Annotated in this window: 17 protein-coding genes; 6 read left to right on the top strand and 11 right to left on the bottom strand. The window is 63.3% G+C overall.

Annotated features, from left to right (window positions below):
• Positions 1-119: 119 nt before the first annotated feature.
• From C1949_RS03670 to C1949_RS03660, 3 genes are read right to left on the bottom strand one after another with little or no spacing between them, the layout of a single operon-like run.
• A complete protein-coding gene (locus C1949_RS03670; protein ID WP_104737207.1) occupies positions 120-761 on the bottom strand; it encodes a response regulator in 642 nt (213 codons plus the stop codon).
• Positions 758-2,035, bottom strand: coding sequence for a sensor histidine kinase (locus C1949_RS03665; protein WP_104737115.1), 1,278 nt, complete (start codon positions 2,033-2,035; stop codon positions 758-760). Before C1949_RS03665 ends, C1949_RS03670 begins: the two co-directional genes overlap by 4 nt.
• 7 nt (positions 2,036-2,042) lie before the next feature.
• The gene (locus C1949_RS03660) at positions 2,043-2,480 is read right to left on the bottom strand and encodes a cupredoxin domain-containing protein (protein ID WP_104737114.1); all 438 of its coding nucleotides are present in this window, start codon (positions 2,478-2,480) and stop codon (positions 2,043-2,045) included.
• A 153-nt stretch (positions 2,481-2,633) separates the two neighbouring features.
• Here C1949_RS03660 and C1949_RS03655 point away from each other — a divergent pair, with 153 nt between their 5' ends.
• The 5 genes from C1949_RS03655 (at position 2,634) to C1949_RS03635 (ending at position 7,228) form a co-directional block, all read left to right on the top strand.
• Positions 2,634-3,830 (top strand): ABC transporter substrate-binding protein, encoded by a 1,197-nt coding sequence (locus C1949_RS03655; protein ID WP_104737113.1) that lies wholly within the window; start codon positions 2,634-2,636, stop codon positions 3,828-3,830.
• An 11-nt stretch (positions 3,831-3,841) separates the two neighbouring features.
• Complete coding sequence (locus C1949_RS03650; protein ID WP_104737206.1) at positions 3,842-4,816, top strand: YVTN family beta-propeller repeat protein; 975 nt, start codon at positions 3,842-3,844, stop codon at positions 4,814-4,816.
• Entirely contained in the window at positions 4,813-5,553 is a 741-nt protein-coding gene (locus C1949_RS03645) for an ABC transporter ATP-binding protein (RefSeq protein WP_104737112.1), read from the top strand. Before C1949_RS03650 ends, C1949_RS03645 begins: the two co-directional genes overlap by 4 nt.
• On the top strand, positions 5,550-6,341 hold the full coding sequence (locus tag C1949_RS03640) for an ABC transporter permease (RefSeq protein ID WP_088275455.1): 792 nt from the start codon (positions 5,550-5,552) through the stop codon (positions 6,339-6,341). Before C1949_RS03645 ends, C1949_RS03640 begins: the two co-directional genes overlap by 4 nt.
• 224 nt (positions 6,342-6,565) lie before the next feature.
• Positions 6,566-7,228 carry a response regulator transcription factor gene (locus C1949_RS03635; RefSeq protein ID WP_083724638.1) on the top strand — a complete coding sequence of 221 codons (663 nt, stop codon included), beginning with the start codon at positions 6,566-6,568 and terminating at the stop codon, positions 7,226-7,228.
• Between the two features lie 783 nt (positions 7,229-8,011).
• On the opposite strand, the gene C1949_RS03625 is transcribed toward C1949_RS03635, so the two are convergent.
• The 8 genes from C1949_RS03625 to pedF form a co-directional block, all read right to left on the bottom strand.
• Positions 8,012-10,612, bottom strand: coding sequence for a NahK/ErcS family hybrid sensor histidine kinase/response regulator (locus C1949_RS03625; protein ID WP_373289797.1), 2,601 nt, complete (start codon positions 10,610-10,612; stop codon positions 8,012-8,014).
• Positions 10,596-11,756, bottom strand: a complete 1,161-nt coding sequence (gene nosP, locus C1949_RS03620) for a nitric oxide-sensing protein NosP (protein WP_308421300.1) — start codon at positions 11,754-11,756, stop codon at positions 10,596-10,598. Before nosP ends, C1949_RS03625 begins: the two co-directional genes overlap by 17 nt.
• A gap of 529 nt (positions 11,757-12,285) precedes the next feature.
• Positions 12,286-13,452: a porin gene (locus tag C1949_RS03615; protein ID WP_104737111.1), complete on the bottom strand. Its 1,167-nt coding sequence runs from the start codon at positions 13,450-13,452 to the stop codon at positions 12,286-12,288.
• Positions 13,453-13,636: 184 nt separating this feature from the next.
• Positions 13,637-16,213 (bottom strand): insulinase family protein, encoded by a 2,577-nt coding sequence (locus C1949_RS03610; RefSeq protein WP_104737110.1) that lies wholly within the window; start codon positions 16,211-16,213, stop codon positions 13,637-13,639.
• Positions 16,214-16,391: 178 nt separating this feature from the next.
• A complete protein-coding gene (locus tag C1949_RS03605; protein ID WP_104737109.1) occupies positions 16,392-18,170 on the bottom strand; it encodes a PQQ-dependent methanol/ethanol family dehydrogenase in 1,779 nt (592 codons plus the stop codon).
• A gap of 198 nt (positions 18,171-18,368) precedes the next feature.
• On the bottom strand, positions 18,369-20,387 hold the full coding sequence (locus tag C1949_RS03600) for a TonB-dependent receptor (protein ID WP_104737108.1): 2,019 nt from the start codon (positions 20,385-20,387) through the stop codon (positions 18,369-18,371).
• A gap of 582 nt (positions 20,388-20,969) precedes the next feature.
• Positions 20,970-21,857: a substrate-binding periplasmic protein gene (locus C1949_RS03595; RefSeq protein WP_104737107.1), complete on the bottom strand. Its 888-nt coding sequence runs from the start codon at positions 21,855-21,857 to the stop codon at positions 20,970-20,972.
• Between the two features lie 4 nt (positions 21,858-21,861).
• Positions 21,862-22,299, bottom strand: coding sequence for a cytochrome c-550 PedF (gene pedF / locus C1949_RS03590; RefSeq protein ID WP_104737106.1), 438 nt, complete (start codon positions 22,297-22,299; stop codon positions 21,862-21,864).
• A gap of 377 nt (positions 22,300-22,676) precedes the next feature.
• On the opposite strand from pedF, the gene C1949_RS03585 reads away from it, so the two are divergent.
• The gene (locus tag C1949_RS03585) at positions 22,677-24,533 is read left to right on the top strand and encodes a PQQ-dependent methanol/ethanol family dehydrogenase (protein WP_104737105.1); all 1,857 of its coding nucleotides are present in this window, start codon (positions 22,677-22,679) and stop codon (positions 24,531-24,533) included.
• Positions 24,534-24,551 lie beyond the last annotated feature (18 nt).

The raw sequence follows: 24,551 nt of genomic DNA, 5'->3' as shown, positions 1-24,551 counted from the left end.
GTGTCTGGTATGCGCCGTTGGCAGGGTTGACGTCGTTATTTAGTAGTAGATTGGCCGACCAACGACGTTCTCTCAGGCTAGCCGCCAGACGACGCGGCGGTGCGGAACCTGACCGGCGGTCAGGCGCTCTGCACCCGCAGCACGCCGGTATCAATCGCCAGATGCACCAGTTCGGTCAGCGAGCTGACATTGAGCTTTTGCTTGAGCACGGTGAGGTTGTTGGAGACGGTCTTGCTGCTGATGCACAGGTTCTCGGCGATCTGCCGGGGCGGCACGCCGCGGGCGAGCATGACGAAGATCTCGAACTCGCGCTGGGTGACGTCGCGCAGGCGCGGGTCAAGGCGTTCATCGCTGCCGGCGCAGGCCAGCTGGGTGGCCAGCTCCTGTTCGATGTAGCGATGCCCCTTGAGGCAGCGGCCAACCGCATCGAGCAGCACCTCGGGCGAGGCGTTTTTGGTGATATAGCCGAGCGCGCCGGTGGCCAGCGCCTGACGCACCAGCGGCAGTTCATCGTGCATGCTGAAGAACAGGATGCGCAGCAGCGGCCAACGCTGGATCAGCCGCCGGGCGGTTTCGATGCCGCTGATGCCGGGCAGGCCAATGTCCATCACCACCAGATCGGGCACGCGCTGCTGGGCGGCGGCGATGGCCTCCTCACCGCTCTCAACGCCGCGTACCTCGGCCTGGCCAAGCATCATTGCCAGCAGGCTGGTGTAGCCTTGGCGCACTACCGCGTGATCGTCCACCAGCAAGATGTTCATGCTGCCTGCCTCCATGGAATGCTCAACTCCAGTATCAGCCCGCCCTGCTCTGCACCGCGCAGCTGCAGCGCGGCGCCGAGACAGCGGGCCCGTTCGTGCATCGAGTGCATGCCGATGCCCCAGTTGCTGTTCTGCGCCAGGCCGCGGCCGTTGTCTTCGATGCGCACCACCAGTTGATCGCCCACGCAGCCCAGCCATATCTGCACCAGCGTGGCGCGGGCGTGGCGGGCGACGTTGTTGAGTGCTTCCTGCACCAGCCGGTAGAGATGCGCGCGGGCCTCGGGTGCCAGTTCGGGTAGGTCGGTGGTCAGCAGCAGGCGGCAGTCGATGCCGTGCTGCACCTGCCATTGTTCGCTCAGTTGGGCCAGCGCCTGTTCCAGCCCAAGGCGCTGCAGCACCACCGGGTGCAAGTCGCGCACCAGGGCACGAAAGCCCTGCTGCAGGCCGTCGCAGCTGCCGATCAACTGCTGGCTGAGTTGGTCGATCTGTTCGGGCGAGGCGCTGCGGCTGTGCTGCAGCATGAAGGTCTGGGCGCGGATGCCGGTGAGGTACTGGCCCAGATCATCGTGCAGCGCGTGGGCCAGCTGCGTGCGCTCGTCTTCCTGCACGCTGAGCAGCCGCTCGGTCAGGTTCTGGTTGCGCTGCTCGGCTTGCTGCAGGGCACCGGCCATGCTGTTGAAGCGCTCGGCCAGCTGGTTCAGTTCCGGTTGCTGGCTGGCGGCCAGCCGCGTATTGAAGCGCCCAGCCGCGACCTCATGCAGGCCGCCGAGCAGTTGCTGATAGGCGCGCTGGCCACGGCCAAGCGCCCAGTGAATCGCCAGCAGCGACACCGCCAGCGCGGCGGCAAACACCAGCAGCAGGAGCTGCACCGATTCCCAGATTTCGCCGAGTTCATCGTGGGGGTCAGGGGTGATGTGCCATTGGGAGCCATCGTTAAACGACAAGGTCAGCGGCGGGAAGCGTTCCTCCACCGCCGGTTGCAGCCAGTTGACCAGCCAGCGCGGCACGTCCTCGGCGGTGGCCGCAGGCGGCACTTCACCTACGCGGCTGATGCGCAGGTGGCGCAGGCCATCGAATTGCTGCGGGTCGGGTGAACTGGCGCTGCGCGACAGGCCGTCGAACAGTTGCAAGGCCAGCGCGCGGCTGGCGTGCAGTTCGCGCACCAGATCCTTTTCGGCCTGCTGCAGCAACACCAGCAGCAGGCTGAGCAACATCGCGGCGAAGGCCAGCAGCACTCCCGCGTACAGGCGCGCCGCCAGCGGCAGGGTTTTCATCGGGGCCTCAGCGGACGACGAAGGTGCCCTGCATCCCCTTGCTCTCGTAGCCCTTGAGGTAGAAGGCGTAACGGCCAGGGATCAGCGGGGTAAAGAAGATTTCGGCCTCACCGGCTTCCTCGAATTCCAGCTCGTGCAGCACGGCAGGTTTGATTTCCACTTCACCGGCCTCGACTTTGCGCAGGTGCACGGTCTTGAAGAAGTCAGGCGCCTGGAAGGCGTATTCCTTCATCCCGGAGGAGATGACCATCAGTTGGTAGGCCTTGCCGGTTTCCAGCTCGTATTCGGTCTGGCTCAGGGCGAAGTCGCTCTCGTCGTTGCCCAGCACCAGATCAGGCAAGGGCGTGGTGCGACGGGTCAGATCACCAGCGGCAAACAGGCGGTCGGTGCCAATCAGGCAGACGAGCATGAGGCTGACGTGCAGCAGGGTGCGGGTACGCGACATGGAGGCAGTCCTTTTTTTATTGTGCTGCTGCCATGCTAAAGACCCTGTCGCGGGCCGAAATAGTACCTTGGTACCGGGCGATTGGTACTTTCTTCATATTTCCCCGCCGGCGGGCGGTTCCTATGCTGGGGCCACAACAAAAAGGAGGCCCCGATGCGCCCGCTGCTCACCCAAACTGCATTCTTCATGCTCGCCCTGTGCGTGGCCACGCTGGTGGCCGAACAAGCATACGCCGAGCCGCTGGACGTGCGCATCGGCTACGTAGCCTGGACACCCGACCCCGGCCCGGTGCTGTCGAACGTGATCCCCGAGCCAACCGATGCCGGGCTGCGCGGCGCGGAACTCGCCATCGTCGACAACAACACCACCGGCCGCTTTCTCAAGCACGACTATCAACTGGTTACCGCCAGCGAGCCCGAGCTGGACGCCACCCTCGACGCCGCCCGCGCCCTGCATGCCGACGGCGTGCGACTGTTCATCAGCAACCTGCCGGCCAGCGCGCTGAGCGCCCTGTCTGCCGAGTTTGGCGACAGCCTGCTATTCAACGCCGGCAGTTACGACGACGTCCTGCGCACCACCCAGTGCCTGCCCAACGTGCTGCACACCTTGCCCAGCCGCGCCATGCTGGCCGATGCGCTGGGCCAGTTTCTGCTCAGCCGCAAACTCAAGCGCTGGCTGCTGATCAGCGGCCCAACCGAAGCGGATCAGGCCTACGCCAATGCCCTCAAGCGTGCCGCCCAGCGCTACGGCATGCGCATCGTCGCGGAAAAAGAGTGGAGCTTTGATACCGACCTGCGCCGCGCCGCCCAGGCCGAGGTGCCGTTGTTCACCCAAACCGATGAGTACGACGTGGTGCTGGTGGCCGACGAGCGCGGCGACTTTGGCGAATACATCCCCTACAACACCTGGTATCCGCGTCCGGTGGCCGGTACCCAGGGCCTGACTCCGGTCGGCTGGCACAAGACCATCGAAACCTACGGCGCGGCGCAGTTGCAGAAGCGCTTTGAGGAACACGCCGGGCGCTGGATGAACAGTCTGGACTTCGCTTCCTGGCTGGCCGTGCGCTCGATTGGCGCGGCGGTCACCACCCTCAACAGCACCGACGCCGAGGCCATTGCCGCACTCAGCGTCAGTGACCGCCTGCCGATGGACGGCTTCAAGGGCCGCAAACTGAGCTACCGCACCTGGAGCGGTCAGCTACGCCAGCCGATTGCGCTGGTGCAGCCGCGCGCACTGGTTACCACGTCACCGCAGGACGGCTTCCTGCACCCCGGCACCGACCTGGACACCCTCGGCTACGACGAGCCCGAGAGCCAGTGCCGCATCGCCGAACACCTGAACAAGAGCTGATGGAGCTGCCCATGACTACCCTGCCCTTTCGCTACGCCCTGCTGGCCGCGCTGATCACCACCGCAAGCACCGCTGCTCTGGCCGAGACTGCCTATGTCTCCAACGAGAAGGACAACACCATTTCGGTGATCGACATGAACACCCTGGAGGTGACCGACACGCTGGAGGTCGGCATGCGCCCGCGCGGCATTCTGCTGTCGAGCGACAACAGCAAGCTGTTCATCTGCGCCAGCGACTCCGACACCGTGCAGATCATGGATCTGGCGACCCGCCGCATCATTCAGGAGCTGCCATCCGGTGCCGACCCAGAGCAGTTCGCCCTGCATCCGAACGACCGCACCCTGTACATCTCCAACGAAGACGACGCGCTGGTAACCGTGGTCGACGTGCCGACCGCCGAGGTGCTGGCGCAGATCGACGTGGGCGTAGAGCCCGAGGGCATGGCGGTCAGCCCGGACGGCAAATGGGCGGTGAACACCAGCGAAACCACCAACATGCTGCACTGGATCGACACCACCACCAATGAGCTGGTCGACAACACCCTGGTTGACCAGCGCCCTCGCCACGTCGAGTTCAGCCACGACAGCAAGACGCTGTGGGCCTCGGCCGAGATCGGCGGCACCGTCACCGTGCTGGACGTGGATTCGCGGGAAGTGAAGAAGGTGCTGACCTTCGAGATCAAGGGCATTCACCCGGACCGCATTCAGCCGGTTGGCGTGCGCCTGACCCGCGACGGCAAATACGCCTTCATCGCCCTTGGCCCGGCCAACCACGTGGCGGTGGTCGACGCCAACACCTTCGAGGTACTGGATTACCTGCTGGTGGGCCGCCGCGTCTGGCACATGGCGTTCAACGCCGATGAAAGCCTGCTGCTGACCACCAACGGCATCAGCGGCGATGTGTCCGTGGTCAACGTCCACGACCTGGAGGTAGTGAAGTCGATCAGGGTCGGCCGCTTCCCCTGGGGCGTGGTGATTACGCCCTGATGAGCATCTGTGTGCAGGGAGTCAGTTTTGCCTATGGCGAACGTCAGGCGCTCAGGCAGGTGGATTTCAGCTGTCAGCCGGGCTGCCTGAACGCCTTGCTCGGCCCCAACAGTGCGGGCAAGTCGACGCTGGTGGCGCTGCTCAGCCGCCTCTACGCCCTGCAGCAGGGCGACATCCTGCTGGACGGTCTGTCGATCCGCCAGCACCCGCGTGCGGCGCTGCGCCAGCTCGGCGTAGTGTTCCAGCAGAGCACGCTGGATCTGGACCTCAGCGTACGCCAGAACCTGGCCTACCACGCCGCCCTACATGGGCTGTCACGCCGCGAGGCGGCGCAGCGCATCGACGCCGAACTGGCCCGCCAGCAGCTCGGCGAACGCCAGCACGAACGGGTGCGCGCACTGAACGGCGGTCACCGCCGCCGGGTCGAGATTGCCCGCGCCCTGCTCCATCAACCACGCATTCTGCTGCTCGATGAGGCCAGCGTGGGGCTGGATCAGGCCAGCCGCCGGGCGCTCAATCAGCACGTGCGTGCGCTGTGCGATGAGCGGCAACTGACGGTGATCTGGACCACTCACCTGCTCGACGAGATTCTGCCCAGCGACCCGGTGGTGATGCTCAACCGCGGCCGCGTGGTCGCCCAGGGGCAAGCCGACGCGCTGAGCAACGGCGCGACTCAGGAGAGCCTGAGTGATGCCTTCGAGCGGCTCAGCCGCGCCAGCGAGGAACCCGCCCTATGACCGCCGCCCAGTACCTCAACTGTCTGCAGGGCGTGATGCAGCGCGAATGGCTGCGCTTCTTCCAACAGCGTTCTCGCTTTCTCAGCGCGCTGGTGCGGCCGCTGCTGTGGCTACTGGTGTTCGCCGCCGGGTTTCGCGCCGCGCTGGGGGTGTCGATCATCCCGCCGTACAGCACCTACATCACCTACGAGACCTACATCCTGCCCGGGCTGTGCTGCATGATTTTGCTGTTCAACGGCATGCAGGGCTCGCTGTCGATGGTCTACGACCGGGAAATGGGCAGCATGCGCGTGCTACTGATGAGCCCGCTGCCGCGGCCGTTTCTGCTGCTGTGCAAGCTGCTGGCCACCGCGCTGGTGTCGTTGATTCAGGTCTACGCCTTTTTGGCGATTGCCTGGTGCTTCGACATTCGCCCGCCGCTCTGGGGCCTGCTGGCGGCGGCGCCTGCCCTGCTGTTGGCGGCGCTGCTGCTGAGTTCGCTGGGGCTGCTGCTGTCCAACGGCATTCGTCAACTGGAGAACTTTGCCGGGGTGATGAACTTCGTCATCTTCCCGCTGTTTTTCCTGTCGTCGGCGCTGTATCCACTGTGGAAGATGCGCGAGTCGAGTGAGTGGCTGTACTGGCTGTGTGCGCTCAACCCGTTCACCCACGCGGTCGAGCTGGTGCGCTTTGCGCTGTATCAGCAGTTCAACCTGACCGCGCTGCTGGTCTGCCTTGGGCTGTGGCTGCTGTTTAGCCTGGCGGCGGTGCTGACCTTCAACCCGCAGCGGGCGGCGGTTCGGGGCTAAGTTGCACACCAAGCACCCGCGCCGCTTTTCGCTTTTCGCTTTTCGCTTGAGGCTTGCGGCTTGCGGCTTGCGACCCTCCGGGCCGGGATTACTACTTTAGTACCGGTTCGTTGTGCGAATGTATCATTTGCAAGACGCCCCACCGGGGGTGTAATACCAACTGATACCACCGGGCCAGCGTTGCCCGGCATGACCAAATACAACAAAAACAGGTTGCCCAAGCCATGTACAAGATACTGATAGCTGATGATCATCCGTTGTTTCGCGAGGCCATCTGCAATGTCATCAGTAGCGGATTTCCCGGCAGCGAGTTGCTGGAAACCTGCGACCTGGATAGTGCTCTGGCCATAGCCCGGGAACAGGACGACCTGGATCTGATTCTGCTGGACCTCAACATGCCCGGCATGCACGGCCTCAACGGCCTGATCACGCTGCGCAACGAGTCGCCGTCGATTCCGGTGGTGATTGTCTCGGCCGAGGAAGACAAGCAGGTAGTGCTGCAGGCCATCACCTACGGCGCCGTCGGCTTTATCACCAAATCCTCGCCGCGCGCGCAGATGACCGAAGCAATTGAGCAAATCCTCGACGGCAACGTCTACCTGCCCTCCGACATCATCCGCGCCAACCACACCATCACCCGCCGCAACCCCGAGGAATACCCCATCTCCCCGGAACTGCTCTACGCCCTCACCCGCAAGCAGTTGCTGGTGCTCGAGCGCATGGCCAAGGGCGAATCCAACAAACAGATCGCCTACCACCTCGACATCGCCGAAACCACGGTGAAAGCCCACGTGTCAGCAATTCTGCGCAAGTTGAATGTGCATAACCGGGTGCAGGCTATTTTGTCGGCGAGTGATGTGGATTTCAGTGCGTATTTGCGGCGCTGAGCGGGCGCCTTTTACCCTTCGGCCTACGTTTTAACGCCGCTTTCGTAGGCGCACGGCATGCCGTGCCCGGCTCCATCTCAACCCGGAGTTGCGGCCACTCAGATACATCCCCCCCTTCCACGTCATCCCCGCGAAGGCGGGGATCCAGTTAGCCGTCTGATACCTTCTTTGGATTCCCGCCTGCGCGGGAATGACGGGGTAGTGACGTAGGGTTGTCTCGGCCAAGCTACCTGCACTCTGCTCCCACGCCTTTCGCCTTCCCGGCGAGCCAAGGGGGGCTGCTTGCCCTGCCCCCCTTAGCGATCCCCCGGGGCACCCGACTACGCGGCCCTTCGGGTTCGCTGCGTTGCTCGGCCTTGCGGGGGTGGCCGGCGAGGTGCCGGCAGAACTCGGCTCTGCGAGCCTCAGACAGCCTACGACTCTTTATCCCGCCAGCCCTGCGCTACTCGCCCGCGTAAACGGGATCTGGGGCCGTGCGCACTCGCCCCTCTTCTCCGCAATCAAAACCACACACACGGGAAGGTCGAGCTCCCGCTCGACCAGCGAACCGCCGTGCAACGTCATGGCCGAGTTGGAACTCGGCCTTCCCGACCCCTTCACGTCATCCCCGCGCAGGCGGGGATCCATTGCGCTGTCTGATACTCCCTCTGGATTCCCGCCTTCGCGGGAATGACGGAGTGGAGGTCAAAGGACGAAGATATTCGTGAAGTCTGGGCAGCGCGCCCGGCATGCCGCCCAAGAAACGGAAAGCAGCACGCGCGCTATATCAGGGCACCCCAAAGATCACCCACTCACCGCCAACAAATGACTCATCGCCGTCTTCAACTTCATCGGTCTCACCGGCTTATGCAGAATCACATGCCCCAACTCCCGCACCTGCAGTTTCAGCGCGTTGCTGTAGTTGGCGGTAATCAGCAGTACCGGCAGCGGTGAGCTGCGGCGGGCGTTGATGCATTGAACGACGTCGACGCCGTTGACGTCGTTGTCGAGGTGGTAGTCGGCGATCAGCAGGTCGGCCTGGGCGTGGAAGTTGTCGACCTGGGCGGCGAGATCGTCTTCGGACAGCGCGGTGATGACGGTGCAGCCCCAGCCTTCCAGCAGTGTACGCATGCCGGCGCAGATGGCGGCGTCGTTATCCAGCACCCAGATGGTGGAGCCCGGCAGGCGTTCGCCGATGCGGGCGGTGACCGGTTCTTCCTGCACCACGGTCGGTTGCAGGCGGCCAAACGGCACATCCACGCTGAACACCGAGCCGCGGCCTTCGACCGAGCGCACGCGGATGCGGTGGCCGAGCATGCGGGCGATCTTGTCGACGATGGCAAGGCCAAGCCCCAGCCCACGGTCGCGGGTATTGGCGCTGGGGTTGACCCGTTTGAACTCCTGAAAGATTTCCTGCAGCTTGTCTTCCGGGATGCCCATGCCGGTATCCCAGACCTCGATGCGCAGGCCGTGGGCGTGGCGACGACAGCCGAGCAGGATGCGCCCGGACGGCGTGTAGCGGATGGCGTTGGTGAGGAAGTTGCGCAGGATGCGCAGCAGTAGTTGGGCGTCGCTGCGCACCACCGCACCACACGGCACAAAGCTCAGCTGCAGACCTTCGCTGGCGGCGAGCTGGCGATATTCGTTGGCGAGGTTGTCGAGCAAGCTGTCGAAGCAGAAGGCGTTGATATCCGGCTTGATGACCCCGGCGTCCAGCTTGGAAATGTCGACCAGCGTGCCGAGCAGGTTTTCGACATCCTCCAGCGAGTGGCTGACCTGCCGCACCAGCGATGCACTGCCCTCCGGCACCTGCTGCTCCAGCAGCGCGCCGGTGAACAGCCGCGCGGCGTTGAGTGGCTGCAGCAGGTCGTGGCTGACCGCGGCGAGAAACTTGGTTTTCGACAGGTTGGCCTGCTCGGCTTCGCGCTTGGCTTCGCGCAGGCGCGCTTCGGCCTCGGCGCGCTCGCGGATCTCCTGACGCATCTGACTGTTTACTTCGGTCAGCTCCTGAGTGCGCTCGCGCACGCGCTGCTCCAGATGCTGATAGGCCTGATGCAACGCCTCGGAGGTGCGCCGCCGCTCGGTGATGTCGCGGATCATCACGAAGATACCGACCACCTCGCCCTCGCTGTCGCGATTTGGCACGTATGAGCGCAGCAGGTAGCGCTGGTGACCGTCCAGATTGGGTTCGGCAAACTCAAAGCTGACGCTTTCGCCGTTGAAGGCCCGAGCGATGTAAGGCTCCAGGCGAGCGTACTGCTCGGCGCTGTGGACCCGGTGCAGGCTGTGACCGAGAATCTCGCCACGGGCCCAGCCGTACCAGTCTTCATACACCTTGTTGGTGAACTGGTAGGTCAAGTCGGCACCGACGTAGGCGATCAGCGCGGGCACGTGGTCGGTAATCAGCCTGACCCAGCGCTCGCTGTCCTCCAGCGCGCGGGCGTAGAGGTCGCGCTCGGTGATGTCGGTAAAGGTGTTGACGAAGCCACCGGTGGGCATGGGGTGCGTGCGCACCTCCAGCACCCGGCCATTGCCCAGATGCTGCTCGCAGGTCAGCACCGGCGCGCCCTGCGCCGTGCGGCTGTAGGGCGTGAACAGCTCCAGTTCGCTGTCTTCCATCACCTCGTCGAACGGGCGGTGGGCCTCAATCGGTGCCAGCCCTGCCAATTCCAGGAAGCGGCCGTTCCAGACTTCCAACGCACCTTCGTCATTCACCACGGCGACGCCCTGGGACAGGCTGTCGACAGTACGCTGCAGCAGCCGGGTCTTCTGCTCCAGCGCCTTCTCGCGCCGCGCCTTCTCGGACTGCTTGAGGTCGGTGATATCGGTGTACATGATCACCAGCCCGCCTTCGCGGGTCGGCCGTTCGCTGACCTGCATCCAGCGCTGGTCACGCAGTTGGTGCAGCAGATGGCCGTCGGCAGCGGCGTCGGTATCGACGATCAGCCCGGCGCTCAACGCCATGCGCTTGACCTCACCCAGCGAGGTGCCTTCGGTGATGCGCACGCCGGTGCCCTGCCAGAACGCGGCAAAGCGGCGGTTGTAGAGCACGATGCGCTTGTTCTCGTCGAACAGCACGAAGGCATCGGGCACGCTTTCGATGGCGTCGATCAGGTAGTGGTGGGCTTTCTCGGCGCGGGCGCGGGCATCGCTCAGCAGGCGGTTGCTGGCCTGCAGCTCGGCCATGGTGTCGTTCAGTGCCTGGGTGCGTTCACGCACCTGTTCGGCCAATTCCACCGAGTGCTGAAACGCTGCGTAGCTTTCGGTGCGCTGACTGGAGCTGGATTCGACCCGCTCGATCAGCGCGGCGTTGATGCGTTTGAGTTTGCGGTTTTCCGCCCGCAGGGCTTCCAGCTCGGCCAGCAGCTCCGGGTCATGCAGCGGCAACTCAACGCGGGAATGCAAAGGCCACCCCGGTGAAGGTCTGGTTGATGTGCATGCCGTTGAACTGCTCGCCGTAGGTGTTGAAACCGATCACCCGGTTGGCGGCGAGAAACTCCGACATGCGCTGGTCTTCACCGCGCAGCTCGGACTCCATGCGGCGCAAGAAGCAGTCGCAGCCGAGGATCAGCACCGGTTCACCGAGACGCTGACGCAGCTGCTCAAAGCGCAGCCGCAGATTCGGCAGCAGCTCGCCGGGTGTCATCGCCGTAAGCACGATGCCGGTATCCACCGCGCAGTAGAAGGTCAGGCTGCGGTCCGGATTGACCCGCTGAATCGAACGCACGTAGAACTGGTCGCGAATGCGCACGGCCAGCGCGTCGAGGGCGAAGTGTTTGCCGCTAAGCTCATCCACCGGCACGCCGACTAGCCGGGCGTATTCCTCGGCGGCGGGTTCGGCGTTCAGTTCCAGCACGGTGCGGGTGCTGCTGTCGGCATCGGTCACCACCAGTTTGCTCTCGGTGGGTTTGAGGTGATGGGTGGTGAACACCTCAAAGTCCAGCCAGGTGTTGACCATCACCACCACTGCCGCGCCGGTAAGGAAGCGGCCCTGATAGTAGACGTGGGTATGGCTCAGGTGGTTGTCGTCGCCGGCTGAACCGCCGAAATGGGGAATGCTGCCGAGCGCGGCGCTCAGGGTGTTGAGCACCAGTTCTTCGCGGCTGGACAGGCCATCAAGCATGGTCAGCGCGAAGGTGTGATCCTTGACCGGCGCCAGATTGACCTGCCGGCAGTGACCAAGCATGCGCTCTACCGCCTGCTGTGCCTCAACCAGGCTGAAGCTGTCGAGCGCACGGATCAGCGTGCAGTCGACCGCGAAGGTGCGCAGGTCGAGCCCGACCGCGCTGATGCAGCCGCGGCCATAGCCTGCTGCGCTGATTTCTCCGGCGGTAGTACAGCCCAGCAGCATGACGCCGCCAAAGTGCTGATCCAGCGCGGTCGCCAGTTTGTCGAGGGGGTATTCGGCCGAACAGAAGAACAATACGCAGCCCAGATGCGGGTGCAATAACTGGCGCGCCAGATCCTGCGCCGCGGCGTCCGGGTCGGTGGCCTCGGTCATGGCGGTGCGAAAGCAGTCGTCGAGCGGCTGGGTGCTGAAGTCGGGCATACCGGAAATCGGGTTCATGCCAACGATTCTAGAGAGCAGGCAAGCCCCGGCCCTATGCTACTTCAGTACTGAATTGGTAGGTCTTGGGAACGACGCCAGAGCTGGCGTAACCCGGACTCGCCATCACCCCACTGCACACCGTCATTCCCCTCACTACACCGTCATTCCCGCGCAGGCGGGAATCCAGTGGGTCGCTCAAGCACCGAAGTGGATCCCCGCCTGCGCGGGGATGACGTGGAAGGACACGACGTGCCAGATTTGGGCTCGGGTATCGCCTGATCGTGACAAGCCGAAGGCCGCAGCTCCATCCCTAGGGTCCCTTCGCATGCGCCAGTGCTCCAATACACACCGTCATTCCCGCGAAGGCGGGAATCCAGTGGCCACTCAGGCCCCACGATGGATCCCCGCCTTCGTGGGGATGACGTGCAATTGAAATGGTGGGTTAGCACGACACACCACGGGTCCGGTGCAACAAAATGCAAAACCCCCGCCTGCATGCGCAAACGGGGGCCGATACCAGCAGACGCAATTACCAGCTCAGCGCGACACCCAGCGCCACCGAGTCAGTCTCTTCGATGGTCAAGTTGTTGGTGCGGTCTTCGATCTCGAACTGGTTGTACTCGGCCACCAGCGTCAGGTGCTCGTTGATGCTGTGGAACAGGCCGATAGCGCGGGTCTCGTAGTCAGCGGCAACGCCCAGGCCATTGCCATCGTCTTCCGTCTTGCCATAGGACAGCGCCAGCCGGGTCTTGCCGCCGAAGGTGTAGGAACCTTGCAACAGGTGTCCAGTGCTGTCGACTTCACGCAGAACCGCTTCGCCGGCGTTGTTGGTGAAGAACGGGTTGATGCCTTCGGCGTCAAAACCTGACGCGGTCACGGACAGGGCGCCCATCTTCGCCTGGACGCCGTAGCCAAAACCCTGGGAAGTCACGTCATCAACGGTGCTGTCGGTGTTCTTGGAGGTCTGGTAACCGGCGTTCACCCAGCTGTAGATGTCGGCGCCAGCCAGGTCGAACTGGTAGGTGACTTCGGTTTCGAAACGCGGTGCGTCCTGATAGTTCTTGCCAACAGCGCTGTCGTCACTGGTGTCGACCGGGTCCATGATACCGGCGGCAACACGCAGGCCGCCCATGACCGGCGAGCGGTAGGTGATCTGAGCGGTCGGGAACGGGTACGGGTAACCGCTGCCGATGTTGCCGAAGGACACGCCGCCGCCGTCAACCAGGCCCAGGGTATCGCTGACCTGACCGTAACCGGCCAGCATTTCGTCGAGCAGGATATTGGAGCGGGCAAACAGGCCGAAGTCCTTACCGACCAGCACTTCACCCCAGTCGCCGCCAATGGTGCCGTAGAACTGACGAACGTCGATGGCGGTCGCGGTGCTGTTGGTTTCGCTGTCGTTGATGGTGACCCAGAAGGACGAACGCGCACCCAGCTTCAGGTCACCCATGTCCTTGCCCATGTTGAAACCGATGTAGTTCGGCAAAAAGCCCATCTTGACGCGGGCTTGGTCGCGGTCCAGATCGTCGTTGATGTTGTCGGTGTCGGTCTGGACGTAGAAGGCGTTGACGTAGCCGTCAGCGGAGAAGGTGGTACCGTCTTCGTCGTACAGGGTGATGGCGGCGGACGCCGGGGCGCTCAGCAGTGCGAGGGCGATGGGGGTAAGCAGGGTGCAGGCAATCTTGTTCTTGTACATGGTGCTCTCCGATGTAATCAGTGACTGAAGCGTCACGCCGATTATCAGAAAGCCCCCTGCCCGCCCCCATTGGCCATGAGCGGCGGTTGCCTTGCCCTTTGGTGTCTGCGACCAAGCGACGAACAGGCGCGTCGGTGGCAGGTTGTATTTACAACCTACCTAGGTAGTAGAAGCGGCAGCCGCCTCAATCGGCCCCCGCCTGTCGGCTCACCAGGCGCCAGCGCGCACTGTGCGGCAGGCGACTGACAAAGGCGCTCCAATGCGCACCGGTCAAGGCCAACAACGCCTGCTGCTCTGCCGCCAACTGATCTTCACGCTGCCAAAGGCAATCATCCCAGTGCGCCTCGAAGCCCTGCTGCGGATGCTGCCGCTGCTGCTCCAGCAACCGCGACAGATGGGCAGCCTGTGCCTGCAACTGCTCGGCAGACAGCGCGACCAACGCCGGCATACTCTGCTCGAGAAATCCGTCGACCGCCGATTCGATGCAACGGTGCGAACGCTCAGGTGACTGCACCAGCAACAACAGGCCGGGCCGACCGGCACGCTGGTGCAGGCGCGCCACCACCCAGTATCCAAGCTGCTGGCGGGTGCGCAGTTCGGCAAAAAACGGATCAGCCAGCCGGTGATGCAGTAACCGCCAGCAAGCCGCTTCAAGTACGCTGTCGTCTTCGGCTGGCAGGTACAGTAGCTGCGCGCGATCGGTATGTTTGCTGCTGACCTCGCTGACCTGCAGCTGCCCCGTCTGCAGCTGCGGTAACGGGCAGCACCAGTCAAAGGGTTGCATCAAGCGCGGACAGAGGTTGAGCAGCAACTTGGCCATTTGCGCAGACTCGGCCTCTGGGCAGCCGTCAGGTTTGAGCCAGATGATCTGTGCCTCGGAGCACAACCACTGCCAGAGTGCGAGGGGGTCGCGCAACCGCATGGCCCGGGTTGAGCGCTCGCGCTCCAGCGCTTGTAACAACCGCCAGGCTGGCAGCGCGTCAGCCTCCTCCTGCGCCCAGCGTCGGCTGCGCCGCTCGATAAGCCCCAGCTGGCTTGTGGCTGGTGGGGTATGCAACTGGCTCAGCAGCTCGCGCATGAACCCCGGCAGCAGGGTCGGCGGGCCAGCAACATCCAGCACCAGTTGCCCCGCTGCCAATGACCATTGCAGGCTAATGCCAACACGGGCTCCCCATTGCTGCAGCGCCTCACTCTGCAATGTCCAGCAAGCCTGCAGCCAGCGGCGCTCGGCGATACTCGCTGCGGTATCGGCCCAGCACCAAGCGAGCCGAGTGCGTAGCGCGCCCGGACGACCTGCATAGCGGAGCAGCCGCAAACCGGGCAGTACCGTGGACCAGCGTAGCCCTTTCGGGGCCTCGGCCAGCGGCCCGAGGCAGGGGCCAAGACGCCCTGCCAGATCGGCCGAGGGCGCCGGGGGTAGCTGCAGCGGTCGCGCCTGCCAAGGGGTGCCGGTGTGAGCACATCGTTCACCTCCATGCAAGCGGGGCTGACGCTGTAGCAGCAAACGCCTGGCTGGCAGGAGTTGATCAAGCAGCGCTTGCCAGTCAGACATACTGACGGTATCCAGCGCAACGCCAGCCACGTCCAGCACCTGTTCGGCGGGCAATTCCAGCAGCCTCAAGGCATAGCGACGACAGCTGTCGAGCAGGTCGCCCTGCGGCCCAAGGTCAAAGGCAGTCTGCGCCAGTGCCCGACGCGCCGCCTGCGGCCATTCGGCTGGGTCCTTGCTGCGCATAGCCTGCAGCCAGCCATCCAGCCCGGCCAGCACCTGCTCGGGCTCAGCGTCAGCGCTCTGCAGCTCAATACGCAGCAGAGCCTGACCACCGACATCCGCGTCCAGCGAGGCGTGCAGTTCATCGAGCAGCCCTCGGTCTCGCAGATACCCCAGCGCACCGCCCGGTGCCGGGCTGTTCAGCCAGTCACACAGCCATTTAGCCGCCGCACCATGCACATCACAGCCCATCAGTGGATACAGCAGGACGGATTGCGGCTGACCGCTGCGACCCTGCCAATCCAGCTGCAGCGGCAGCTGTCCGCTGGCAAACAGCGGCTGGGCGAAGGGTTCCGGCGCGCGGCCCGCCAGTAGTTGCTCTGCGCTATCCTGTGCCAGCGCCAGCAGTTGCTCAGGCCGCTGCGGCCCATACAGCACCAATGCCATGCTGCCAGCGCGATAATGAATGCCGTGCCACTGACGCAGGCGTTCAGCCAGCCAGCCCGGGTCACCGGCAAGGCTGACGGCATTGCCAGCGCTGAAGCGACTGAGCGGATGGTCCGGGTGCACCACTTCGGCCAGGACCGCCTGGGCATGAATAGCGTCGTCGGCCAGCCGGGTATGAAATTCGGCGTCGATTACCCGCCGCTCCTGCTCAACCTGGTCGGGCGCAAACAGCGGAGCCGCCAGCATGTCGGTCAGCTGCGCCAGACAGGGCTGCAGCCCCTGCGGGCTCACCGAGCAGAAAAAGCTGGTCGAATGCGGAGCGGTGCTGGCGTTGAAGCGCCCGCCCCACTCCGCCACCCGGGCGGGAAACGAGCCCGGCTCCGGCCAGCGTTGCGAGCCCATAAACAGCATGTGTTCCAGCAGATGCGCCAGCCCCGGCAGGTCATCCGGTTCGGCATGACTGCCAGCGGATACTTGCAGGACAGCGCAGGCCTGGCTGGCTTGAGCGTCGTGAATCAGTAAACAGAGCAAACCGTTGGCAGCGCGGTACAGTTGGTAGTCACGCTGGTCGGCAGGCAGGGAGGCAAGAGGTATCGAGTACACGGCAGGTCACGCAGGGGAAAAAGCCAGCGCTCAGGTTAACGCAGGCAAAGGCCGCCTCCGGGAAACCGGTACCAAAGTAGTAGAGCAAGGTGACGGATGGCGAAAAGCCATAACCAGGGCTTCCAGATGGCCCTGGCGGATAGAAAAAGGGAGTGCGCGGGCGCGCACTCCCGACTGCTTAGCGCTGGCTGACTGCCGCGCTGCTCGGCAGCTTGAAGGTCCACAGCGTGCCGCCCTGGGTGAAGTTCTTCACCCGCTCGGCAACGTGGCCACCCCACAGCGGCACCGCGCCACCCCAGCCGGACATGACGGAGACGTACTGCTCACCATCCATCTCCCAGGTAATCGGCGAACCGATCACACCGGAACCGGTGTTGAACTGCCAGAGCTTCTCACCGTTGCGGGAGTCAAACGCCATCAGATAACCCTCGGGGTTACCGGTGAATACCAGATTACCCTGGGTGCTCAGCACACCACCCCACAGCGGGGCCGGGTTCTGGTAGCGCCAGATTTCCTCACCAGTTTTCGGGTCCATCGCCCGCAACACGCCGATGTAGTCGTCGTTCAGCGGCTTGATGGTAAAGCCAGCCCCCAGATAGGCGGCGCCTTTTTTGTAGGTGGTTGCTTCGTTCCAGATGTCCATACCCCACTCATTGGACGGGACGTAGAACAGGCCGGTGTTCTGGCCGTAGGACATCGGCATCCAGTTCTTGCCACCGAGGAAGGCCGGGGCAGTGAAGACCTGACGGCCCGCATCGCCGGATTCGGTCGGTGCACCCGGACGGTAGTCATCGGCGTAAATCGGACGACCGTTCTCATCCAGACCGGTGGCCCAGGTGATCTTGTCGACAAATGGGAAGCCGCGGATGAAATCACCGTTGGTGCGGTCCAGTACATAGAAGAAGCCGTTACGGTCGGCAGTACCGGCCGCTTTCACTTCCTTGCCGTCTTCTTCGTAGTTGAAGGAGATCAGCTCGTTCACGCCGTCAAAGTCCCAGCCGTCATGCGGGGTGGTCTGGAAGTGCCAGACGATCTGACCGTTGTCAGGGTTCAGAGCCAGACGCGACGAGGAGTAGAGGTTGTCACCAGGCCGCAGGTGCGAATTCCAGGGTGCCGGGTTACCGGTGCCGAAGAACAGCAGGTTGGTTTCCGGATCGTAGTAGCCACCCAGCCAGGGCGCGCCGCCACCGGTCTTCCACAGGTCGCCCGGCCAGCTCTGGTTAGCCTCGCCACCGGAGATACCGGCCTCCACCGGCTGGCCGTCTTCATAGACGTAACCCATGTGACCTTCAATGGTCGGACGAGTCCACAGCAACTCGCCGTTGGTGGGGTTGTAGGCTTCGATCTTGCCGACCACACCGAATTCACCACCGGAGACGCCGGTGATCAGCTTGCCGTCCACCACCAGCGGCGCGGCGGTGATCGAGTAACCGGCCCGGTAGTCGGCCACGGTCTTGCGCCAGACGACCTTGCCGGTATCCTTGTCCAGCGCGACCAGCTTGGCGTCCAGGGTGCCAAAGATCACCAGGTTGTCGTAGAGCGCAACGCCACGGTTGATCACGTCGCAGCAGGGCATGATGCCGTCAGGCAGACGGGCATCGTACTGCCACAATTTGGTGCCGGTGTGGGCGTCCACCGCAAAAACGCGCGAGTAGGAACCGGTGATATACATCACACCGTCCTTGATCATCGGCTGGGACTGCTGACCGCGCTGCTTCTCGCCACCCAGCGAGAAAGCCCAGACCGGCTGCAGGCTGCTGACGTTGTCGGTATTGAGCATGTCCAGGGTGCTGTAACGCTGACCCTGCAGACCCATGCCGTTGGTGACCACCTGGCTGTTGTTGGTGGCGTCGGCACGGATATCGTCGTTGGTGACATTGGCTGCTGCCACGCCGGCGACGCTCATGGCGGCAACCAGCGTGGTCAACAGAAAGGAAGAGCGGGCATGTTTGGTCATTGCTGCTACCTCTGAGATGTTGTTGTATTGGCGCAGTCGGGTTGCGCTGAACGACACTCAGGTAGCGCTCAGCACGTCCCACACGATGAAACGGGAAAATTTCCTGCTTCTGGCCACGATTCTTGGCTCAGAGCCCAATACCAACAATTGCTCACAGGGGTGATTTCCTTACTCCCTTGGTAGCACTACCCGCCCTGCTCAGAACACCAGCCGCGCGCCAACCGTGAGGTTGCGGCCAGGCAACAGCACCTCATCCTTGATGAACGAGCTGTGCTGACGCGCCTTTTCATCAAGCAGATTGTTGCCGCGCAGATAGAGCAACACGTCGCTTTCGCCCAGCACGCCACGCCAGTTCACGCCAGCGCCCAGCAGGATGTAATCGCCGGTCTCGGTCTCGTAGTCGGCGGTATGGTCCTGACGCATTACCTGACTCGCTTCCAGCTGCGCCGACAGGGCACCGGTCAGGCGCTGATTCAGCCGCACGCCCACCCGATCAGCCGGGATGCGCGGCAGATCACCACCGTCCTTCAGGCGACCACGCACGCTGTCGCCAAACAGGGTAAGACCGGTCGCTGCAGTCGCCTGCCAGCTGACACTGCCTTCAACACCCTGCAACACCGCATCGGCCTGGCGGTACTCCACCACCCGGTAACCGGCTCCCGGATCCGCGCCGGTATCAGCCGCGAAGATGAAGTCATCCACCTCGTTGCGATAGACACTCACATCAAAGGTCACCGCACCACGGGTGCGACGCAGACCGAGTTCAGCGTTGATCGCAGTTTCCCGATCCAGATCCGGATCACCCAGTTCTACCGTACGGGTCGCCGCATGCGGGCCGTTGGCGTACAGCTCTTCGGCGGCAGGCAGGCGCTGCGAACGCGACAGTGAGCCGTACAACGCCAGATCCGGCTGGAACTGCCAGGTAGCACCCAGTGAAACCGAGGTGCCGCGATGGTCGGCGTCGTCACTACCCTGCTTGACCTCCACCGACTGCCATTCCTGACGCAGGCCCACTTCATACAGCCAGTCGCCGGTCTCATAGCTTTCCAGCAGGAACAGCGCGCGGTTGTGGGTCAGTGTCGCCGGGACATACGCCTCCTCCCCTTCCGCAGCAAAGTCGCGGCGGGTCAGCTGGGTGCCGATCACTCCGCGCCAGCCAGCAACCGGGGCGTGGGTAACCTCAAGGCGCCCGTCTGTACCGCGGTTGGTAAAGCGGGTCCCGACTTCGTCACCTTCCATCTCGACGTGGCGATAGTCGGTGTCGGCAACGCGCAGGCGTACACGCTCTACGCCCGCAAACGGATTCTGATATTCGCCACGCAGATCCCAGCGGCGCTGCTCCATATCGATCCAGGCATCGGCGTGTTCATCGTCGTCGTGGCCGTGACCATGCCCATGACCACCGCAATGCCAGTCCGGGCCGTGGGTGTGGCAGTCGGCGTGCTCATGTGCCAGCAGACCGTATTCGCGATCCTGGCGGCTGTAGGCCAGCCCCAGATAGCCCTGCTCACCAATCCAGCTCAGCCCCAGCGAGCCGGTATCGGTATCGTTGTAGGCGCCTTCCTGACGGGACGGATGGCCCGGGATGCGGTAGGGATCAGCCTCACTCTTGCCGCCTTCAATACGCATCGCAAAGGCACCGGTGCCGAGGGTTAGTCCGGCAGAGCCAGCGCGCTCATCGGCGACCGTGTTAGCCCGCAGGTCAATCTCGCCTTCATAACCGCTTTCGGGCACATAGGTCGGTACCCGGCGATCAATCAGGTTGACCACCCCGCCAATAGCCCCGCCACCGTACAGCAGCGTGGCCGGACCTTTGAGCACTTCCACCCGTTCAATCAGCGCAGTATCAGCGCTGATCGCGTGGTCCGGGCTGATGGTCGAAGCATCCAGCACATCAGCACCGTCGCTCAGCACCCGCACCCGCGCCCCATCCAAACCGCGAATGACCGGGCGACTGCTGCCCGGCCCAAACCCGGCCGCGCGAACACCCGGCAACGACTCCAGGCTGTCGGCCAACCCGGTTTCACGCAATGCAAACCAGTCCTCGCCCTGCAGCACCGCCGCCGGCTGAGTCATCTGCTCCGGCGTCTGGTTCAACGCACTGGCGCTGACCGTCAGCGTCGGCAACTCCAGCGGCGTATCCGCCGCCTGCACGGAAGAGACACCAGCGGCCACCGCCGCCAGCGCCAGAGTCAATGGCGTCTTGCTTGAAAACATGGCTGCTCCCTTTCGATTTGGTATTGGCAACGGCGTGGCTGGCACACCGCGGGGGCAGACTATAATTGTTATAACGTAACATTTAAAGTGAAAAACCATTATCAGCTTGCAAGTCCGTGGTGAGGCCGCGTGCTTTGCGCGGGCGACAGGGACGGACGCTCCGCGTCCAGCAAAGAGAGAACCGCCGGCCGCAGAGCGTCCGAGTAGTCCGGTTCCCACGCAGAGCGTGGGAACCATCGAAACAGTGGAACCAAACGTGAAGCGCGCACGACCCCAATCCCCGTTTACGCGGGCGAGTAGCGCAGGGCTGACGGGAAAAAGAGTCATAGGATGTTTGAGGCTCGAAGAGCCGAGTTTTATGACTCCCCGTCAGCCCGAGCAACGCAGCGAACCCGAAGGGCCGCGTAGCCGGGTGCCCAGGGGGATCGCCAAGGGGGGCCGGGCAAGCGGCCCCCCTTGGCTCGCCGACGAAGGCGAAAAGCGAAGTCTCTATCTGCACGATAACGAGCAATGGCCAAACAAAAGTGCAACCTTCGCGCAAAAAAAAAGCCGGCGCAGAAGCCGGCAAAGGAGATCAGTCGATTACTGCGCGTAGCGATCAGGCGGCAAATACCGCAGCCCCTGCGCCGCATAGATAGCCGCCATCCGGCCATCGAGAATCATGCTTTCCACTTCATCGCCCAGCGCATAGGCCAACTGACGGTTGGAGTCGTGCACCGCCATCCCCAACTCCCACACCTGCTTGCCGATGTTCGGGTAGGCGTTTTCGGTCAGTTGCATGCCCGCTGCCGGGTGTTGAGCCAGCAGCCAGTCGATTTCCGCCTGGGTGCCCATCACCGCGTTGACCTCGCCCTTGAGCAAGGCGTCGAAGGCTACGCTGAGTGTGCGGTAGTGGTGCGTCATGCCAGCGAGCCGACCATTCAGCACCGAGCCCAGATAGAACGACGGCACCGAGTCTTCCTCTACCCCGACCGGGTAGTACTGAAAGATCGCGATGCTGGGCACGGCGTCGATCTTGTTCGGATCATAGGCCGCCTGCCAGCGTTCGCGCTGGTAGGGCCCGAACATGTGCACCAGCTCGTTCTTCGGCAGCCCCAGCTCATCGCGGCGGTTGCTGAAGTCCTGATCGTAGGGCACCCGCAACATGACGTCGGCGACTTCGCCCGGGCGCAGGTAATGCCCTTTCCAAAGGTGGTTGCGCAGGTCACCGTCAATGGTTTCATCCGCCAGCATCCACTGGATGCTGAGACGCACGCCGAGTCCTTCAGCTAGCGCTTTGGCCAGCGCCACATCAACCCCCGCGGGCTCATCGCCCTGCATGAAGCTGTAGGGCGGAAAGTCCTGGTACAGGGCTACCCGCAGCTCACCGGAGGCGACGATTTCGTCATAATCACGGATGTGGGTGATGTTGTAGGCCTGCGCTGGCAGTCCCAGCAGCAGGCAGAGACAAAACAGCCAGGCGCGGATCATGACGTTATTGCTCCACTGCCACACTTTCCAGCCAGGTACGAATGGACCAGAGTGCTTCCTGACTCAGGAAGTCGGCCATCTTCGGCATATAGACGCGACCATCGCGGACCGAGCCATTGATGACCCGCTCCTTGAACCACTCATCGCCGTAGTCACCGACTTCCAGGTAACGCAGATCCGGTGTAATGCCGCCAGAGATGCCTTCCAGACCGTGACAGGCGGCGCAGTTCTGGTTGTAGGCCGATGCACCGACCTTGATCGCCAGCTCGTGCTGCGGATGCCCTTCACGGTAGGGGTTGGTTTCACGCCATTCCTCACCGAGTTCTTCCAATCCCTTGGTATCTACTGCCTGGGGCGTGACGTTGCCGTGGGCCAGCGCCTGACCGGCGACCAGCGCCAGGCCAAGTGCAGTCATTTTCAGTGTGTTCTTGTAATGGTTCATACTGCTCACCTCGTGGCCGAATCGATTACGCAAGTGCATTGCTGTCGATGGCCATGGTAGGAAGCCGCCACAACGGGCCCAATGCTGCTTTGGTGGCCGCGAGCTAGTTCGTTGGTAGTAGAAAACCCTCCCCTGCCGGGCCGTGCCCCTATTCCAGAGCCTTTTCTGCTTTCCCGGAGAAATCCGCCCGATCCTTGGATCAGGTTATCTGCACCCTAAGTATTCCTCCCTTCCACCCTGTACCAAGCGCCACCGGTACGGGCATTTTTCCCGCCGTATCCGGGCTGTTTTCCGTATCCCGTCTATTGGCACCACGCCCACCATGAGTCGTGGATCAGCCTCCGCTGAACATGCCAACGATCAACAGGAAAACTGCCATGAAAACAACAAGACTTCCCGCGCTGAAGCCCGTCAGCCAGGCGATCAAGAGCCTCGTGATCGCGGCCGGCCTCGGCCTCGCAGCCGGTCCCGTAGCCGCTACCCCAGTCACCTGGGAGGACATCGCCAACGACCACATGACCACCAACAACGTGCTGATGTACGGCCTGGGCACCAACGCCCAGCGCTACAGCCCGCTGAACCTGGTGAATGACGAAAACGTGTTCAAGCTGACGCCGGCTTGGTCCTTCTCCTTCGGCGATGAAAAGCAGCGCGGCCAGGAATCCCAGGCCATCGTCCATGACGGCGTGATCTACGTAACCGGCTCCTACTCGCGGATGTTTGCCCTCGACGCCAAAACCGGGCGGCGACTGTGGAGCTACTCGCATCGCCTGCCCGACGACATCCGCCCCTGCTGCGACGTCGTCAACCGCGGCGCAGCGATCTACGGCGACAAGGTGTTCTTCGGCACCCTGGATGCCGGCATCGTTGCGCTCAACAAGGACACCGGCAAGGTTGTCTGGCGCAAGAAGTTCGCCGACCACAAAGCGGGCTACACCATGACCGGCGCGCCGACCATCGTGCAGGACCAGACCACCGGGCGTACGTTGCTCATCCACGGTTCCTCCGGCGACGAATTCGGTGTAGTCGGCCAGCTGTTCGCCCGCGACCCGGAAACCGGTGAAGAAGTCTGGATGCGCCCCTTTGTGGAAGGCCACATGGGTCGTCTGAACGGCCAGGACAGCACCCCGACCGGCGACATCGAGGCGCCCTCCTGGCCGGATGACCCGAACTCGCCGACCGGCAAGGTCGAGGCCTGGAGCCATGGTGGCGGTGCGCCTTGGCAAAGCGCGAGCTTCGATGCGGCAACCAACACCATCATCATCGGTGCCGGCAACCCGGCTCCCTGGAATGGCTGGGCGCGGACAGCGGAAGACGGCGAGCCCGGCGACTATGACAGCCTCTATACCTCCGGTCAGGTCGGTGTCGACGCCACCACTGGCGAGGTCAAGTGGTTCTATCAACACACCCCGAATGACACCTGGGACTTCTCCGGCAACAACGAACTGGTGCTGTTCGATTACGAAAACGATGGAGAAAAGGTACCCGCTACCGCCCACGCCGACCGCAACGGCTTCTTCTATGTGGTCAACCGGAACGACGGCAAGCTGATGAACGCCTTCCCGTTCGTCGACAACATCACCTGGGCCAGCGGCATCGACCTGGAAACCGGCCGTCCGATCGAGAACGAGGGCCAGCGTCCTCCGCGTCTGGAGGAAGGTCAGGAGCGCAGTGAGGCGATTGAAGTGTCGCCGCCGTTCCTTGGTGGCAAGAACTGGAACCCGATGGCCTACAGCCGCGATACCGGCCTGTTCTATATACCGGCCAACCATTGGAAGGAGGAGTACTGGACCGAGGAGGTCAGCTACAACAAGGGCTCGGCATATCTGGGGATGGGCTTCCGCATCAAGCGCATGTTCGACGACCACGTCGGCACACTGCGCGCCATGGATCCGCAAACCGGCAACGTCGTCTGGGAACACCAGGAGTCACTGCCGCTGTGGGCAGGCGTGCTGGCCACCGGCGGTAACCTGATATTCACCGGCACCGGCGACGGCTTCTTCAAGGCCTTCAATGCCGAGACCGGGGAACAGCTGTGGCAGTTCCAGACCGGCACCGGGATCATCTCCCCGCCGATCACCTGGGAACAGGACGGCGAGCAGTACATCGGCGTCACCACCGGCTACGGCGGCGCGGTCCCGCTCTGGGGCGGCGATATGGCCGAGCTGACCAAACCGGTCGCTCAGGGTGGTTCATTCTGGGTCTTCAAGTTGCCCAGCTGGGCCAACGAGTAACCCTGTCATGCCCTGCCC

This window comes from Halopseudomonas oceani, assembly GCF_002903165.1.
Classification (GTDB): Bacteria; Pseudomonadota; Gammaproteobacteria; order Pseudomonadales; family Pseudomonadaceae; genus Halopseudomonas; species Halopseudomonas oceani.
The sequence above is the reverse complement of the archived record's forward strand: the minus strand, read 5'-3'. Positions and strand labels throughout refer to the sequence as shown.

Coding starts and splice junctions, on each gene's coding strand:
- C1949_RS03670 (WP_104737207.1), bottom strand. CDS start 761: ATGAACATCTTGCTGGTGGACGATCACGCGGTAGTGCGCCAAGGCTAC.
- C1949_RS03665 (WP_104737115.1), bottom strand. CDS start 2,035: ATGAAAACCCTGCCGCTGGCGGCGCGCCTGTACGCGGGAGTGCTGCTG.
- C1949_RS03660 (WP_104737114.1), bottom strand. CDS start 2,480: ATGTCGCGTACCCGCACCCTGCTGCACGTCAGCCTCATGCTCGTCTGC.
- C1949_RS03655 (WP_104737113.1), top strand. CDS start 2,634: ATGCGCCCGCTGCTCACCCAAACTGCATTCTTCATGCTCGCCCTGTGC.
- C1949_RS03650 (WP_104737206.1), top strand. CDS start 3,842: ATGACTACCCTGCCCTTTCGCTACGCCCTGCTGGCCGCGCTGATCACC.
- C1949_RS03640 (WP_088275455.1), top strand. CDS start 5,550: ATGACCGCCGCCCAGTACCTCAACTGTCTGCAGGGCGTGATGCAGCGC.
- C1949_RS03635 (WP_083724638.1), top strand. CDS start 6,566: ATGTACAAGATACTGATAGCTGATGATCATCCGTTGTTTCGCGAGGCC.
- nosP (WP_308421300.1), bottom strand. CDS start 11,756: ATGCCCGACTTCAGCACCCAGCCGCTCGACGACTGCTTTCGCACCGCC.
- C1949_RS03615 (WP_104737111.1), bottom strand. CDS start 13,452: ATGTACAAGAACAAGATTGCCTGCACCCTGCTTACCCCCATCGCCCTC.
- C1949_RS03605 (WP_104737109.1), bottom strand. CDS start 18,170: ATGACCAAACATGCCCGCTCTTCCTTTCTGTTGACCACGCTGGTTGCC.
- C1949_RS03600 (WP_104737108.1), bottom strand. CDS start 20,387: ATGTTTTCAAGCAAGACGCCATTGACTCTGGCGCTGGCGGCGGTGGCC.
- C1949_RS03595 (WP_104737107.1), bottom strand. CDS start 21,857: ATGATCCGCGCCTGGCTGTTTTGTCTCTGCCTGCTGCTGGGACTGCCA.
- pedF (WP_104737106.1), bottom strand. CDS start 22,299: ATGAACCATTACAAGAACACACTGAAAATGACTGCACTTGGCCTGGCG.
- C1949_RS03585 (WP_104737105.1), top strand. CDS start 22,677: ATGAAAACAACAAGACTTCCCGCGCTGAAGCCCGTCAGCCAGGCGATC.